Source organism: Gelidimonas denitrificans (assembly GCF_055694065.1).
In genome coordinates, this window is sequence record NZ_CM146350.1 from 3,322,574 (window position 1) to 3,337,351 (window position 14,778).

Consider the following 14,778-nt stretch of genomic DNA (forward strand, 5'->3'; position numbering starts at 1 on the left):
CTATTATTTTTTTGCAGAGGTTCTGCGCATAATTACGGATTTTTCGCGTTGAGACAGCGGTGCCGTAGCTGCGAATTTATTCGCATGAGCTGTCATGGAATAGTGAGGAGTGCGAATAAATTCGCACCTACATCGCGGGTGGGAGAGTACTAACCACAATGCACTTCCCAGATACCTTGCACAACGCCGGGCCAGCTTCCGAGATCAGCCGAAGCAGCCGGTTTCCATCGGAAAACCTTGCAGAAACTCGGCGGCCGGCAAGCGTTTTCCGCCCGGTTTCTGCAATACGGCCAAACGCAATACGCCATCACCGCACGCCACCAGCACGCCGTCCTGCGCATTGGCCGCCAACACTTGCCCTGGCAAACCGCCGGCGACATCAGGCAGCACCTGCGCTTGCCACAGCTTGAGCGTGACGCCGTTAAACACCGCAAACGCGCCGGGAAACGGATTAAAGGCCCGGATTTTGCGCGCCACCGCAGTTGCCGATTGGCTGAAGTCAAGCTGCGCCTCTTGCTTGCTGATCTTGGCCGCGTAATTGGCGCCTGCTGCCGGTTGCGGCGTGGCGGCCAGACTGCCTTGCTCCAGTTGGCGCAGCGCCTGCACGATCATGTCCGCGCCCAGCGCGGCCAGCTTGTCATGCAGGCTGCCGGTGGTATCGTCCGGCGCAATCGGCACGCGCCCGGACAGCAGCATCGGTCCGGTATCGAGCCCTTCTTCCATCTGCATGATGGTCACGCCAGTTTCAGCGTCGCCGGCCTCGATCGCGCGATGAATCGGTGCCGCGCCACGCCAGCGCGGCAACAGCGAGCCGTGGATATTGATGCAGCCAAGGCGCGGCATATCCAGCACGCTGCGCGGCAAAATCAAGCCGTAGGCGGCCACCACCATCACGTCATGCGGTGTGGCGCGGAGCAATGCGTGGGCATCTTCGGCGTCTTGCGGGTATTTGCCGTCCAGCCGCAACGATGCCGGCTGCGCCACCGTGATGCCGTGCGCCACCGCATATTGTTTCACCGGCGAAGCCTGCAACTGCATGCCGCGCCCGGCCGGCCGGTCGGGCTGGCTCAATACCAGCGCAATCTCAAAACCGGCCTCGTGCAAAGATTGGAGCGCCACTGCGGCGAATTCCGGGGTTCCAGCGAAGATTATTTTCATGCGCAATTCAATCCTTCAAACCTTTCTTGAACCGTAGCCCAAATTCGAAACGGTCGTTTAGCAACTCGTGCGCGCTCTTGCCTGCGCTCTGCTTGAAATACTCGACGAGCTTGGTTATTTGCAAATTGCCGCCGTTATTTTCAATCATCGCAATGGCGCACATCGAGGCGTCGGTTCCGTTATCGAGGCGGACTTCCACCGGCGCCTGGCCGGGCGCTTCGATGGTGACCACGCCGTTGGTCGCGGCCCAGTTGGGCGCACCGTCATAAATGAAGGTGAATATCACGATGCGCTTGATCTGATTGAGCTGGTCGCCGTTGATGAATAGATTTTCTCCCTCGGTGTTGGTGCCGGAGCGGTCATCGCCTTCCAGATGGACGAAAGGCGCTTTATCGAAATTTCCCCAACTGTTGCCGAGCGCCTGCACGCAACCCGGACTGCCATCCGCCATTTGAAACATGCAGCCCAAATCCAGGTCGATGCCGCCGCCTGATTTTGACTGCGCGTTGCCCATGATTTTATTCAGGAAGCCCTGTTTTTGGGGCGCAACGGCCGGCAGCGCTGCCTGATTCCAGTTCAGGTTGACGCGGATGCGCCCAAAGCCGCGACTGCCGGTTTTTTCAAGCGAGACTTTGTCGCCGCGTTTCTCCAGTGTGATCTTGGAAAGCGATATTTTCTTTGGTGCCGGTGCTGGTGCCGGCGCACTGTCCGCCTCGGTGCCGCCGAAATGTTTCAGCAGCGCCGACATGCCGCCGTTGAATCCCTGGCCCACCGCGCCAAAGCGCCACTGACCATCGCGCTTGTAGACTTCGCCGACGATCACGGCTTTTTCATCCTGGAAATCGGCTCCTGAAAACTGGAATGTGGTGCTGCCGAGTTGCATCGAACTCGAACCCAGCTTGCGCATGGTTCCTTCGCCGCCGATGGTCGCGGCAAAAACCAGCTTGTGAATCGAATCCGGCAAGCGCGCAACATCGGTGGTAAAGGTCGACTTGCCGTCGCCGATCTCCAGCGTTACGCCATCGCCCGGACAGGATTTTTGGTTGAAAAAAACCATGTAGCGGTCATCGGACAACTTGTCATTGGCGTCCAGCCCGAAGCAGGCGATATCGACATCCATGCCTTGCGCTGCAACGTTCAGTACGATCGGAAATGCGCCGGCACATCCCATGTCGGCTAATTTTCCCTTTTGTCCTCGTGTGAAATCGGTCATTGTGTTCAATCCTTATATGGGTTGATTCTGCTGTAAATGTATGGCGGAAATATCATCAATATCGTCGTCGGCATGATGTATGCCGAAGACCCGCGCCTGCTCGACGACGCCATGCGCCCACGCCCGATGGGTGGCGACTTCGCACATGGAATCATGCATTTTGAATACCGCCGGGCTGGCTGCATCCATGATCCGCAGCGCCACTTCGACATCGGTGCGTTGTACGCGGTAATGGCGCTCAATTAACGCGACCTGACTCGGATGAATCGCGGTCTTGCCAATCATCCCGTGCGCCAGATCCTCTTCCATTTCCTGCGCCAGCAGGGCCGGATTGTCCAAATGTTCGAACACCGGCGCAGTCAGTGCAAAGCCGTAGGGGCGAAAGGTCGTCACCAGTTTCGATATGACCGGTCCCAGCGGCGTGCGGTAAATGGTCATGTTGCGCGGCCGCCGGATTCCCAACAGCGCCAGCAAGTCATTGCCGCCGATGCGCAGCGCAAGAATGTGATCGCGCACGCCCGGCTGCTCCAGACATTGGCGAAACAGCTTCATTTCCGCTTCGTCAAACACATCGGCTGTCTCCAGCGTCGGCATCAGCATGTAGTGCGTTTTGCGCACTTGGCGGAAATAGGCGTCGAAGTTGTGGCGCGTGGTTTTCGGCAGCACGAAGCCGGTCAATTTTTCCGCGCCGGGCATTTCCAGCACGCGTTGCATCACGTCCGGATTACGCACGCGCACAAAGCGTTCGGTAGTCGGCCGTGCAATCATTTGTTGCAGCACCAGCGACAAATTGAATAGCGAGTAACTCAGTTCACTATCGGCCACCGCATCTTCGGTACAAAAAATAACCGAGCGCAATTCACCGAGCAATTCGCCATCGGCGATCTGCTGCAAATCCTTATGCGTTGCCGGCACGTACAACGTAGCGCCGAGCGTTCTTATATTAGCCATCTATTGCACTCCTTATCAGCGATACGGCTTGGTAAGGCAAATCTGCATCGACGATCAGCCGCACGGATTTTTCTGCGGCGAGCACCTTCAAGTGCGCGACATCAGGCGCATCAGGGTCGCGCAGGATCAGCAGACGCGGCACCCGGCGCAACAGCACACGGGTCGCTTCGCCGATGCCGGGCTTTACCAAATTCACGTCATTGATACCATACTGCGCCATCGTTGCATGCAGGAATTCGGTCGAAATTGTCGCGGCTTGCGCGCGGTCAATCGGCGTCGCTTTGGGTATGCCGTCGCGCTGCGCCAACGCCACGCCATCGGCAATCAATCCATCCGCAAACGCACGCGACTGATCGTGCGGTTCGAACGCGTCGTAATACACGCAGCCGTGAAAATCACCGGGGCCAATCGATTCGTTCAATACCGAACGGCTGACCAATCCGGATACGGTGGCATTCAAAATGCTGGACGGGATCAGGTAGTCGGCAGACGAGGCCGCGCACGCAGCGGTGCCGGCCAGATCCGACAACACATACAAGCCGCTGTCGATCGCCACCGCATTGCGTTGATTGAAATCATCCACGGCCTGTGCAAGCACGCGCGAGATCACGCCTTTCCCGGTCCAGCCATCAATGAACACGATGGACTGCGGCGCATGGCCCTGATCCAGAATATGCTGCAGCGCCACTTGGTCGATGCCGCGGTCTCGAATGATCGACACCGAATAATGTACCGCCTGACGCCCCATCACTGTATGTAATAAATGCTTGAGGATGACGCCAACCGGCGTGCCGGCGCGCACCAGCGACACCAGGGTAATGGGACCGCTGCGCTGCGCTGCAATCAGCGCCGCCAGCGACAAACAATCGCGCGCCATCTGCTGCCGATTGGCCGCAAAGGCGTCCTGGAATACCTGCAAGTAGCGCGTTGACGGCAGCGATTCCGGCGACAGCATTTCGCTGTAATGACGGGCGCCGGACTGGATCAGTTGTTCCTTGCGCGCGACGTCGACAAACGGCTGCTGCGCCAGACGCTTGAGCAGAAATTCGACGTCGTCAGGCCGATAGCTTCCGCAAAAACTCGTCGTGTTCAAGGTATTCATAAGGCGGCTACCGTCAGGGCCGCCAGCTGGGTGCCGTTCGGGATGATCGCGTAATCGCAGGCGGCCATGAAGCGCGCATCCGATTTGCTGTCGCCCATGCCGAAGGTCATGATCTCGCCATGCTCGGCTTCCAGCCGCTGGCGCAAATACGCTACCGCGCGCGCCTTGTTCAGCGCCTTTGGCAGCACCGCCAGATTGTTGCCATTGCGGTGAATGAAAAAATCTTTTCCGGCCGTCGCAATCCAGGGCGCGACGGCTTCGCGCTCTACTTGTTCGAGGCGCTCGGCTATTTTTTCCGGGTCCTTGAGCACGATGTAAAAAGGCGTCGAGCAATCTTCAATCAGGCGCGCGCGCCCTTTCAGACCGACGCTTGCGGAGTAGCCATCAATAATCTGCATCACTTCGCGCAAGCCAGTGAGCGCCTGCGCCATGTCCGCTTGCATCAGCGCCAGCCAAACCGGATCGACAGTGCCATCCGGCTCCAAGACGACACCACCGTAATCGATGATGGAATAACTGGAGAACGGCAAATCTACCCGACTCAAGGCGTCGCGATTGCGCGCGGTGGTGGGAATCAGCGTCATGTCACGCTGCATCAGCGCAAAGAAAGCGCGCTGGCGCGCCGTCGTGAAAGAACAGGCCGCGCCGTCTTTCAAATACGCGGCAGGACGCAGCTCTTGTTCTTTTCCGCATTTACCCGGCGTTTGGAACAGGGTGTCGTCCAGGTCAACGAACAGAAATTTCTTCAATATTATTCTCAGACAAAAAATGGAACAAACGGCCGCCAACGGCTTGCGCAAGCTGATGCAGCGCTGCGTTCGGTGGCGTCTCGTGGCAAATGAAAACGTGATCGTACTGGCCGGGCGCGACGTTATAAATGAAATTCGCCACGCCTTCGCCGTAGTTGTCGGGAAAGGTCAGCGCGTGGCCGACTGCGCCCCATTCCAAAATGGGAGAGCGGGTGGTCGATTGCACCACCACGTCGATACCGCGTTGCTCCAGTGCGCGCCCCAGCAGAAAAGCCATGTGCATGAATTCGCCGGTGCCGAGCACCAGCGTGCGCTCGCCATTGCCGATCGCAGCGCTCAGACAGCCGGCCAAATCGTCCGGCACGGCATACTGACGGTCCACGCCCAGCCGGCCGAATGCGGCGCTGGCGCCGCGGTCCGCATGCGCTTCAAAGAGCTGGGCGGCGCTGGTTGCCTGCTGCAATTGACCCGCGGTGAATGCATATTCGCCGCTGAGGGCAGCGCCAATCGTGACCGCAATGCCGAACCGCTGCGACAACGCATCATTAGCGGCCGGCCCCATGAAGTTGGTAATCGTGGACAAATGCACGCGCTCGATGGCCGGATTGAGCACGCGACAGGCTGCGGTCAAATTCAGGAATGTGTTGCCGGTGCTGGCTTCATCATCGACCAGCACCAGCGAGCGTGCGCGCAGCAAAAGATCGCGCAAATGCGCATCGGTGGGCATATGCAAAAACTGCCGCGGCGCGTGGCTATGCGCTTCTTCAAACTCAATGATCGGCGTATCGCCGACGTGATAGCGCGAGGTATGCAGGAACAGCGCCGCACGATCGGGATGGGCATCCTTATATGCTTCAAAAACGCCCTGCCCCAATCCGATCGCTGTCTCAGCCATGGCGATGAACACCACCGGGCCCGGCAAATCCACCGGCACTTGCGCTGCCAGCGCGACATGGATATCGCGCATCAATTGCGGCGTCACCGGCCAATGCTTGCCCAATACCTTGCTCATGAACAGGAAGCCGCGCTTGGCGTTGGCACGCGCAGCAAACCCGATCAAATCATCCAGCCGGAAGGTGCCGGCATCGACCTTGAGTTCCATCAAGCCGGTCGGCAGCGCGACCTTGCGCATTTCTGCGGGTACGATGGGTGCGCTCACTGCAGTTCCGTCGCGCGCGCCAGCTCCACGACACGAATGCCATTGCGAATCTCCGGTATTTCCAGACCGTCGAAACCGCGATCAAATCCGCGCAAAGCCAAGTACGGCAAGTTGGGTCCGGCAAGGCAAGCCATTGCAATGCCGCCGGACATGCGGGGATTAATCTCCAGCAGGCCGAGTCCGTTCTGGCCTTCGCGGAATTGCACATTGAATATGCCGTTCAAGCCATAAGCGGCGGTCAGTTGTCGGGTGCTTTCCAGAATATCGTCGCGCATGTCGATGATTTGCCCCTGACCGGCGACCAGCGCTTTTTTGCGTGGAACCGCGCATACCAGCCGGCCGTTGTCGCCGACGCAATCGACACTGTATTCGTGCCCATCCAGATATTCCATCACCAGCATAGTGCGAAATCCGTCCATGGCGGCGAATCCGCGCCGCAGATCGTCCAGACCGATGTGGTACGGCACGCCGTCGAGCAGCAGTTGCGCGCTGGAGCGCTCTTCATCGACCACGCTGAAGCCCAGTCCATACACGGATACCGACGGCTTGACGCACAACTTTGCATGCGACTGCCTGAGTGCGCGATAGGCAGCATCGAACTGTTCGACATTTTCAACCACGCGGAACGCTGCCGGCGGCGCCAGCTTCAAATCCACTGTTTGATAAAAACGCGCTTTGTCATGCAGCAGATGCAGCACTTCCTGCGTTCCGGCACACGACACGCGCGTGCCAAGCGCTGCAAACTGTTCGCGTGCGGCGCTGATCAGACTGGCTTCCTTGCCGGGCACAAAAATACCGATGTTTTTCTCGCGGCAAAAATGCAGACACCAGTCCAGGTAGGCTTCGCCTTTCAAGCCGCTGGGTTCGATGGCTGATTCGTGCGCGGCGAGAAAACCCGGCGCATGCGGATTGGTGCTGCTGCACACGATGCGATAGTCGCCAACAGCATCCGCTTCACGAATGAGGCGGATGGCTGCAGCAACCGATGAAAAAGTTTTATTAAACCAGACGCGCTGCATGGCTTCCTTATAGTTACAGGTTACAGGTGTGGAGTGATCTGCGGCATCAGTTCGGCGAAGGTGCGGCCATTGCCGATTTCGCCGATCGCATGCATTTTCCATTCGGCGTCATGGCGATACAGCTTGGCCATGATCTGCGCGTTATGGGCTCCCAGTGTAGACAAATTGAAGCGCGCGATTTCCTTGTTGTCGCTTGCGTTAACGATGCGGCAAGTTGCATTTTCGATTTGCGAAAAATTTTGACCGGTGAAGCTGTTGACTGTAAACACCAGGCTCTTGACGTTGGCAGGCACTTTCGTCAAGTCGACAACGATTTGCTCGTCGTCTCCATCCCCGGCACCAGTGCGATTATCACCATTGTGGACGACCGAGCCGTCCTTCGACTGCAACTGCCGAAACCATGCTGCGTCGGTTTGATTGCCCTGCTCGTCGAACATGATGCAGGATGCATCGAGATCGATTTCCTGCGTCTTGCTGCCAAAGCCGAGGAAACCTTTGCTCTTCACTGCATCCCAGCCAAGTCCCATGATGATTTTGGTTAATTTAACGCCGGCCTCTTTGTCGAGGGATATTTTTTGACCTTTTGCCAGATTAATCGCCATGTATTTCTCCTTGAGTGATTGCGTTACTAATACTAAAAATTGTCCACGAAAGACACGAAAATCACGAACAGAATCAATGACCAAGTTGTTTCGTTAAACTACTGAGTATTGGAATTTTCATGGCATTTCGTGCATGTTTTCATTGCGTATATAAATATACCCCTACATTTATAGTGTCATGCGCCGCCAGCTTCCGCCCTTTTTTCGTGCCTTTCGTGTTTTTCGTGGATAAAGCTTTGCGCCATGACGGGCAGAGGCAACATCCGACGCCTATTTCTGCATCAAGCCGGCAAATGCCTTGCGATTGCGCGAGCACACAAAAACCTTGCCCGAGCCACTGAAGCGCAGCACGATGCCTTCGCCGCTGGTGGTGCTGTTGACCAGGTTGCCTAACATCCCACTAATGCCGCCACCGCTGGCAGTGCCGGTAGTCACCGAAATTTCATATTGCAAAGTGCTATCCCAGCACACGACGTGGGAGTTATCGATGATTACATCCTTGCCGGGCGCAACTTCGAGTTCAAATATCGAACCAAAACCAGACACGACAACTTGACCGGTACCGGATGTTTCCATCACGAAGAAACCGCCAGACTGCGCAAACAACGCATTCCCGATACTTTGCGTGCGCACCTTCATTTCGGTGCCCGATGTGGCTGCCAGGAAGGCGCCGTCGTTCAACAAATACTGGCGCTTGCCGACGTCGAGTATTTCCAGCGCGCCGGGCAACACCGGAGACAGCAGACAGTCGCCATCGCCGCGCACTGCTTCGATATGCTGCTGAAAGAAAGATTCGCCATTGGCGAAGCGGCGCATGAGGGCACTGCCGATGCCGCCGTTCATGCGGCCCTTGAGGTCGAGCGCGGTTTCCATCATCACCATCGCATCGGACTCGCAATAGATCTTGTCGCCCTTTGTCAGCGCAACGTGCAGAAACGGATCAACCTCGCCGGTTGAAGTGAACACTGTCATGTCGGGAATTCTCTACTTGGGAAATATTTGGGTGGGCCGCGAAAGACACGAAAAGCACAAAAAATAGGCTGGACTAATGCTTTATCAGACCAGCCTTGTGCGCGCAATGCCGGGCTGATAATGCGTTAGCCCAGCCTACTTCACCCGGTTCGTCCGGGTTGAGTATTAAGCGCTGATACCGAAGGACCGTGCCAGAGGGCCGAGACCGCCTGCAAAGCCTTGTCCGACCGCCTTGAATTTCCATTCAGCGCCGGCGCGATAGACTTCACCGAAGATCATCGCCGTTTCAGTCGAACTGTCTTCGGACAAATCGTAGCGCGCGATTTCCTTGTCGCCATTGGCGTCGAGGCAGCGGATGTAAGCCTTGGCGACCATGCCGAAGTTTTGCTTGCGTGTTTCAGCATCGTGAATGGTGACGCCGATTGAGATTTTGTCGACCTCAGCCGGAACCTTCGACAAGTCGATGATGATTTTTTCGTCGTCGCCAGCACCTTCTCCGCTGGTATTGTCGCCGGCGTGGGTAACCGAGCCATCGGTGGATTTCAGGTTGTTATAAAAAATGAAGTCGGCGTCGGAACGCGCCTTGCCATCCGCTTTCAGCATGAACGCGCTGCCGTCAAGATCGAACGCCGCACCATCAGTTGCACGTGGGTCCCAGCCGAGTCCGATCACCATCTTCGTGAGTGAGGGTGCTTCTTTGCTCAGATTGACGTTGCCGCCTTTTTGCAGACTAATTGCCATGAAATATGCTCCTTGAGAAAGTTAACTACCGTGGTGACATTGTTACTGTACATCTACGCCATGATGAATTGCCAGCGCGCGCAGACCGCCCGCATAGCCTTGCCCTACTGCCTTGAATTTCCATTCAGCGCCGTAGCGATACACTTCGCCGAAAACCATCGCCGTTTCGGTTGAATAATCTTCCGAGAGATCGAATCGGGTAATTTCGACACCCGTTTCGAGGTTCACAAGACGGATGAAAGCGCCATGCACCATGCCGAAGTTTTGCTTGCGCTGTTGCGCTTCGTGAATGGTGACCGCTACCACCAATCTGGTAATAACCGGAGGTACCTGATCCAGCTTGATTTTGAGCGCTTCGTCGTCGCCATCTCCGGCGCCGGTGCGGTTGTCGCCGGTGTGTTCGATCGAGCCGCACGACGAGCGCAGCTGGCCATAGAATATGAAGTCGCTGTCGGCGCGGACGCGGCCGTTTTCGGTGACCATAAACACACTCGCGTCGAGATCGAAGTCGGCGCCATCGGCAGAACGCGCATCCCATCCAAGACCCAGCAGAACCTGCTTCAGATTCGGATCTGTTTTGGAGAGATTGACGTTACCGCCTTTTTGTAAGCTGATTGCCATTCTTGATTATCCCTTTCGATAAATAAAACTATTTAGAGGATTCCAATACGCCGGCATCCGCATCCGTGTTTTGATTGCGCTTGTAGCGAACCGAAGACCACAAAGACAAGCCGATGAAGGCAACGCCCGACAAGCCGGTGAACCATTCTGAAATATGAAATTTCACACTTGCCAGCATGATGAACGCCAGGATACCGATCGCGTAATGCGCGCCATGCTCCAGGAAAACGAATTCTTCGAGGGTGCCTTTATGCACTAGGAAGACTGTCATCGAACGCACGAACATTGCGCCGATTGCCAAGCCTAACATGATGATGACCACGTCGTTTGTAATTGCAAAAGCGCCGATCACACCATCGAAACTGAACGAGGCATCCAGCACTTCCAGATACAGGAAGCCACCGATGCTGCCGCGTTTGACCACGGTGCCGAGAGCAGGATCGCCTACTTCCTTACCCAGCATATCGCTGAGGAAACTCACCGCCAGATACACTGCGATACCACCGATACCGGCCATCAGAACCGACAGCTTCTGCGCTTCAGGAACCAATGCCATACAACCGAACACCGCCAATAAAGCCAACAAAGTCGACAAACCTTCATTGCCGTGCTCGCCTAGTTTTTCTTCAATCCAGCCCAGCCAATGCAACTCTTTTTCTTCATCAAACAGAAAATTCAGAAATACCAGAAGCAGGAAAGAGCCACCGAACGCAGCGACCTGCGCATGATTTGCGGTCAGATGCCGCGAATATTCTTCGGGCGTATTCAAAGCCATGGTCATCACATCGATCAGTCCCAAGCCGGTCGCAATGGACACGATCAGAATAGGAAATACCAGGCGCATGCCGAACACCGCAACAATGATGCCGACCGTCAAGAACAGTTTTTGCCAGAACGGATCCCAGTTTTTCAACACGGACGCATTCACCACCGCGTTATCGAAAGAGAGGGAAACCTCCATGATCGACAGGATGCCCGCGATAAAGAATGCCTGCGCTGCGCCGGCCCAACCACCGAGACTGTAACCCCACCATGCCGCGAGGCTGAGCAGAATAATAGTAACTAAAAATGACACCCTGAAATGCTGCATGCTGACTTCCTAATTATCGATATAAGGGATGAAAAAGCGGTATTACAAATTATTTTTGGAACGAATGAATCTCTGAATTGCGGTCAAGAGTATCACATCTAATTAATTTTAGAAAATAGGGACGTTTCAAAATATTGCGGATTAATTTATAGTTTTAAAAATTGATTATTTTTCGATGCAACTGACTTTCCTTACAATCCTGCTCTTATTCTGACGTAGATGGTGTTTTCATGAGATGATTAGAGCCTGAAATATACATAATATAATCCGTATTGTTTTTAACAATTTCGGCTTGAGGATGACGCAATGCCTGCACAAGCAGCGACCTGGAGCATGCCTTTAAAAGGCGTACGACTGCTCTATATGCACGAAACCGATGTTGAGATTTTGATTGGACTCGAAACCGAGAAAAAAGCGGTGGCCTGTCCTTGCTGCGGCTCTGCCGCGGTGGTCGGATATGGCAAGATGAACTGGCGCATCCGCGACCTTCCGGTCAAGAAAAAAGCTGTTTACCTGGAAATAAAACGGCGGCGTCTGCGTTGCCGCGACTGCCTGGTGACCTTCAATGAACCGGTATCCCAGATCTCTGCACATCACCGCGCAACCACGCGATTGGTGCAAAGCGTTTGGAAAATGGCCTTGCGCCAACCATTTACTACGCTATCGAAAGCGTTTGGCATGGACGAAAAGACCATCCGGAATATTTTCAATGACACGTTCGATGCCGCAGCAAGTCAATTCAAGATTCCGCCCCGGCCGCCGGCACCATTGGCGCTGGAGATACGCCTGCTGACCATCCTGCGCCAGCAGCGCGTCATGTGGATCAACCTCGATCAGGGCACCCTGATCGACATGGATGAAAGCACCAGCCCGGAATCCATTCATGAAACCTTGCAGCGCGTGGCCAGAGATGGCGCGCACAAGATCAGCGTGCCGCCCGACGCCGCGCTCATCAGGGCACTGCAGGCGTCAACCCAATCGCCGCTGATCCTGCATCTGCTTTCGATGCGAACCGCATGCAACGATGTGATTGCGCTGGGCCGGACGATTGGCAATGCTGCTTCGTATGTCGAGGCGCTGTCGCAATTCGTCAGCGCAAAAAATGCAAGCGAAGCCAGCCGGTTGTGGCAGGATTTGATTTCTGCTCCAGCCGAGCTGCGCACGAAAATGCATCCATTGATCGTGGCAGTGGAATTGCTTGGGGCGGAACGCTTCGACGCATTCGGCCAGCCGGATCATGCATACGAGGTGCTCACCGATCAACTGGATAAAATATTGAGCACCGATTTTTCCAGAAGGTCCTACGATGTGATTTGCGCCATCGTGTTATTTGACAAGACACTGCAAAAGACGGCCAGAACCGGCGTGGCAGAGAATGGTGCGCACCTGGGCTACCAAAAGACCAACTATGGGACCTCAATACCAAAACTGGTGGCCAGGCTTGAGAAATTAACCCGCGACAGCGAAGCAATCTGATAATCACCGCACGCGTGTGTTATTCTCAGCACCTGCATACTTCTGTGTGCGTTATTACTTCTTCAACAGGGGAGTCGCCAAGTTGGTTAAGGCACCGGATTCTGATTCCGGCATTCGAAGGTTCGACTCCTTCTTCCCCTGCCAATCTTTCCGGTTCTGCCGATCCTGCTAATTCATAGCGCTGGATTTAAACTCCGCAGGCAATCAAGACTTTTCATCGTGCCCAGGGATACTTGGCAAAGTCAAACCACCACACGCAACATCCGGTATTTTCCAGCGTCATTGCGCCTGTCCGCGTGCGCACAAAAATCCGCCAGCACCACCCGCCATTGAGAAAATAAGCAGGAGTATGCAGAAAAACACACGATTATCCGCATATTTTTAAAGGGTATCAAAAAAATACATATTTCAGTATATGCAAGAACAGCAGGCGCTCGCTTGCTGCGCCCGCTGCGGACAGAATTAAATCCCGCCCATGCACAGATACTTGATGATCAGGTAATCATCCATGCCGTAGGTTGAACCTTCGCGTCCCAGGCCGGATTGCTTGACGCCGCCGAACGGCGCGATTTCATTCGAAATCAGGCCGGTGTTGATGCCGACCATGCCGGACTCCAGCGCCTCCGCGACGCGCCAGATGCGGCCAATGTCGCGCGAGTAGAAATAGCTGGCCAGGCCGAATTCGGTATCGTTGGCCAGGGCGATGACTTCTGCATCGGTCTTGAAGCGGAACAGCGGCGCCAGCGGGCCGAAGGTTTCTTCCCTGGCTACCTGCATCTCGGAGGTGACATCGGCGATCACGGTCGGCTCAAAGAAGCTGTGGCCCAGCGCATGGCGCTTGCCGCCGGCCAGCAGACGGCCGCCTTTGGCGAGCGCGTCGGCGATATGCTGCTCGACCTTTTCCACCGCTTTGGCGTCGATCAACGGCCCTTGCGTGATGCCCGCCTCGGCGCCGTTGCCGACGTTCAGTTTGGCCACCGCCGCCACCAGTTTGGCGGCAAACGCATCGTACACGCCGTCCTGCACGTAAATCCGGTTGGCGCAAACGCAGGTCTGGCCGGCGTTGCGGTATTTGGAAACCATCGCGCCTTCGACCGCGGCGTCCAGATCGGCGTCATCGAACACGATGAACGGCGCATTGCCGCCCAGTTCCAGCGACAGCTTCTTGATGGTCGGCGCGCTTTGCTCCATCAGCAGGCGGCCGACTGCGGTGGAGCCGGTAAACGTCAGTTTGCGCACAATCGGGTTGGCGGTCATTTCGCCGCCAATGGCGCGCGAAGACCCGGTGATGACGCTGAAAATCCCGGCCGGAATGCCGGCGCGTTCGCCCAGCACCGCCAGCGCCAGTGCCGAAAACGGGGTCGATTCGGCTGGTTTGACCACCATCGGGCAGCCTGCCGCCAGCGCCGGGCCGGCCTTGCGGGTGATCATCGCGGAGGGGAAATTCCACGGCGTGATGGCGGCGCAAACACCGATCGGCTCCTTGATCACCACCAGGCGGCGGTCCGGCCACGGCGATTGCAGAGTTTCACCGGCGATGCGTTTGCCTTCCTCGGCAAACCATTCGATGAACGAGGCGGCGTAAGCGACTTCGCCCTTGGCTTCAGTCAGCGGCTTGCCTTGCTCGGCGGTCATCAGCAAACCCAGATCATCGACATTGACCAGCATCAGATCGTTCCACTTGCGCAGGATGGCGCTACGCTCCTTGGCGGTTTTCTTGCGCCAGGCGGGCCAGGCGGCGTTGGCGGCGTCGATCGCGCGTTTAGTCTCGGCCGCGCCCATCTTCGGCACCGTGCCCAACGCTTCGCCGGTGGCCGGATTGGTCACTTGTATCGTGCTGCCGTCATCGGCATCGCACCATGTGCCATCCAAATATGCTTGTTGTCGCAACAGCGACGGATCTTTTAATTGCAGCATGCAGAAAT

The 14,778-nt window shown here is 56.1% G+C and carries 14 protein-coding genes and 1 tRNA gene; 2 read left to right on the forward strand and 13 right to left on the reverse strand.

Translation table 11 applies throughout. The features are described 5' to 3' along the window. Positions 1-204: 204 nt before the first annotated feature. The 12 genes from fmt to FKCLFG_RS15490 all read right to left on the reverse strand — a co-directional run bounded on the left by fmt (position 205) and on the right by FKCLFG_RS15490 (position 11,377). Positions 205-1,158, reverse strand: coding sequence for a methionyl-tRNA formyltransferase (gene fmt / locus FKCLFG_RS15435; RefSeq protein ID WP_472613949.1), 954 nt, complete (start codon positions 1,156-1,158; stop codon positions 205-207). Between the two features lie 7 nt (positions 1,159-1,165). Continuing rightward, positions 1,166-2,371: a TerD family protein gene (locus FKCLFG_RS15440; RefSeq protein ID WP_472613950.1), complete on the reverse strand. Its 1,206-nt coding sequence runs from the start codon at positions 2,369-2,371 to the stop codon at positions 1,166-1,168. 12 nt (positions 2,372-2,383) lie between these two features. Beyond that, on the reverse strand, positions 2,384-3,322 hold the full coding sequence (locus FKCLFG_RS15445) for an HpcH/HpaI aldolase/citrate lyase family protein (RefSeq protein ID WP_472613951.1): 939 nt from the start codon (positions 3,320-3,322) through the stop codon (positions 2,384-2,386). After that, entirely contained in the window at positions 3,315-4,424 is a 1,110-nt protein-coding gene (locus tag FKCLFG_RS15450) for a cysteine protease StiP family protein (RefSeq protein ID WP_472613952.1), read from the reverse strand. The genes FKCLFG_RS15445 and FKCLFG_RS15450 overlap by 8 nt, the downstream gene beginning before the upstream one ends. Continuing rightward, positions 4,421-5,173 carry an HAD family hydrolase gene (locus FKCLFG_RS15455; RefSeq protein ID WP_472613953.1) on the reverse strand — a complete coding sequence of 251 codons (753 nt, stop codon included), beginning with the start codon at positions 5,171-5,173 and terminating at the stop codon, positions 4,421-4,423. The genes FKCLFG_RS15450 and FKCLFG_RS15455 overlap by 4 nt, the downstream gene beginning before the upstream one ends. Next, positions 5,151-6,332: a phosphoribosyltransferase domain-containing protein gene (locus FKCLFG_RS15460; RefSeq protein ID WP_472613954.1), complete on the reverse strand. Its 1,182-nt coding sequence runs from the start codon at positions 6,330-6,332 to the stop codon at positions 5,151-5,153. Before FKCLFG_RS15460 ends, FKCLFG_RS15455 begins: the two co-directional genes overlap by 23 nt. Beyond that, complete coding sequence (locus tag FKCLFG_RS15465) at positions 6,329-7,351, reverse strand: ATP-grasp domain-containing protein (protein ID WP_472613955.1); 1,023 nt, start codon at positions 7,349-7,351, stop codon at positions 6,329-6,331. The genes FKCLFG_RS15460 and FKCLFG_RS15465 overlap by 4 nt, the downstream gene beginning before the upstream one ends. 20 nt (positions 7,352-7,371) lie before the next feature. Next, positions 7,372-7,953, reverse strand: coding sequence for a TerD family protein (locus FKCLFG_RS15470; protein WP_472613956.1), 582 nt, complete (start codon positions 7,951-7,953; stop codon positions 7,372-7,374). Positions 7,954-8,223: 270 nt separating this feature from the next. Continuing rightward, on the reverse strand, positions 8,224-8,925 hold the full coding sequence (locus FKCLFG_RS15475) for a TIGR00266 family protein (RefSeq protein ID WP_472613957.1): 702 nt from the start codon (positions 8,923-8,925) through the stop codon (positions 8,224-8,226). Positions 8,926-9,090: 165 nt separating this feature from the next. After that, entirely contained in the window at positions 9,091-9,666 is a 576-nt protein-coding gene (locus tag FKCLFG_RS15480) for a TerD family protein (protein ID WP_472613958.1), read from the reverse strand. 42 nt (positions 9,667-9,708) lie between these two features. Then, entirely contained in the window at positions 9,709-10,287 is a 579-nt protein-coding gene (locus FKCLFG_RS15485; protein ID WP_472613959.1) for a TerD family protein, read from the reverse strand. Between the two features lie 28 nt (positions 10,288-10,315). Then, the gene (locus FKCLFG_RS15490; protein WP_472613960.1) at positions 10,316-11,377 is read right to left on the reverse strand and encodes a DUF475 domain-containing protein; all 1,062 of its coding nucleotides are present in this window, start codon (positions 11,375-11,377) and stop codon (positions 10,316-10,318) included. Positions 11,378-11,683: 306 nt separating this feature from the next. Between FKCLFG_RS15490 and FKCLFG_RS15495 the strand changes: the two genes are divergently transcribed. Both FKCLFG_RS15495 and FKCLFG_RS15500 read left to right on the forward strand, forming a co-directional pair. Continuing rightward, on the forward strand, positions 11,684-12,853 hold the full coding sequence (locus FKCLFG_RS15495; protein ID WP_472613961.1) for a transposase family protein: 1,170 nt from the start codon (positions 11,684-11,686) through the stop codon (positions 12,851-12,853). Between the two features lie 67 nt (positions 12,854-12,920). Beyond that, positions 12,921-12,997 (forward strand) — tRNA-Gln (locus FKCLFG_RS15500). A 318-nt stretch (positions 12,998-13,315) separates the two neighbouring features. Here FKCLFG_RS15500 and gabD read toward each other — a convergent pair. After that, positions 13,316-14,770 carry an NADP-dependent succinate-semialdehyde dehydrogenase gene (gabD, locus tag FKCLFG_RS15505; protein WP_472613962.1) on the reverse strand — a complete coding sequence of 485 codons (1,455 nt, stop codon included), beginning with the start codon at positions 14,768-14,770 and terminating at the stop codon, positions 13,316-13,318. Positions 14,771-14,778: the final 8 nt, after the last annotated feature.

What these genes read in the sequence shown, in the direction of transcription:
- FKCLFG_RS15440 (WP_472613950.1), bottom strand. Translation starts at nt 2,371, where the DNA reads ATGACCGATTTCACACGAGGACAAAAGGGAAAATTAGCCGACATGGGA.
- FKCLFG_RS15495 (WP_472613961.1), top strand. Translation starts at nt 11,684, where the DNA reads ATGCCTGCACAAGCAGCGACCTGGAGCATGCCTTTAAAAGGCGTACGA.
- FKCLFG_RS15485 (WP_472613959.1), bottom strand. Translation starts at nt 10,287, where the DNA reads ATGGCAATCAGCTTACAAAAAGGCGGTAACGTCAATCTCTCCAAAACA.
- FKCLFG_RS15450 (WP_472613952.1), bottom strand. Translation starts at nt 4,424, where the DNA reads ATGAATACCTTGAACACGACGAGTTTTTGCGGAAGCTATCGGCCTGAC.
- gabD (WP_472613962.1), bottom strand. Translation starts at nt 14,770, where the DNA reads ATGCTGCAATTAAAAGATCCGTCGCTGTTGCGACAACAAGCATATTTG.
- FKCLFG_RS15465 (WP_472613955.1), bottom strand. Translation starts at nt 7,351, where the DNA reads ATGCAGCGCGTCTGGTTTAATAAAACTTTTTCATCGGTTGCTGCAGCC.
- FKCLFG_RS15475 (WP_472613957.1), bottom strand. Translation starts at nt 8,925, where the DNA reads ATGACAGTGTTCACTTCAACCGGCGAGGTTGATCCGTTTCTGCACGTT.
- FKCLFG_RS15445 (WP_472613951.1), bottom strand. Translation starts at nt 3,322, where the DNA reads ATGGCTAATATAAGAACGCTCGGCGCTACGTTGTACGTGCCGGCAACG.
- FKCLFG_RS15480 (WP_472613958.1), bottom strand. Translation starts at nt 9,666, where the DNA reads ATGGCAATTAGTCTGCAAAAAGGCGGCAACGTCAATCTGAGCAAAGAA.
- FKCLFG_RS15470 (WP_472613956.1), bottom strand. Translation starts at nt 7,953, where the DNA reads ATGGCGATTAATCTGGCAAAAGGTCAAAAAATATCCCTCGACAAAGAG.
- FKCLFG_RS15490 (WP_472613960.1), bottom strand. Translation starts at nt 11,377, where the DNA reads ATGCAGCATTTCAGGGTGTCATTTTTAGTTACTATTATTCTGCTCAGC.
- fmt (WP_472613949.1), bottom strand. Translation starts at nt 1,158, where the DNA reads ATGAAAATAATCTTCGCTGGAACCCCGGAATTCGCCGCAGTGGCGCTC.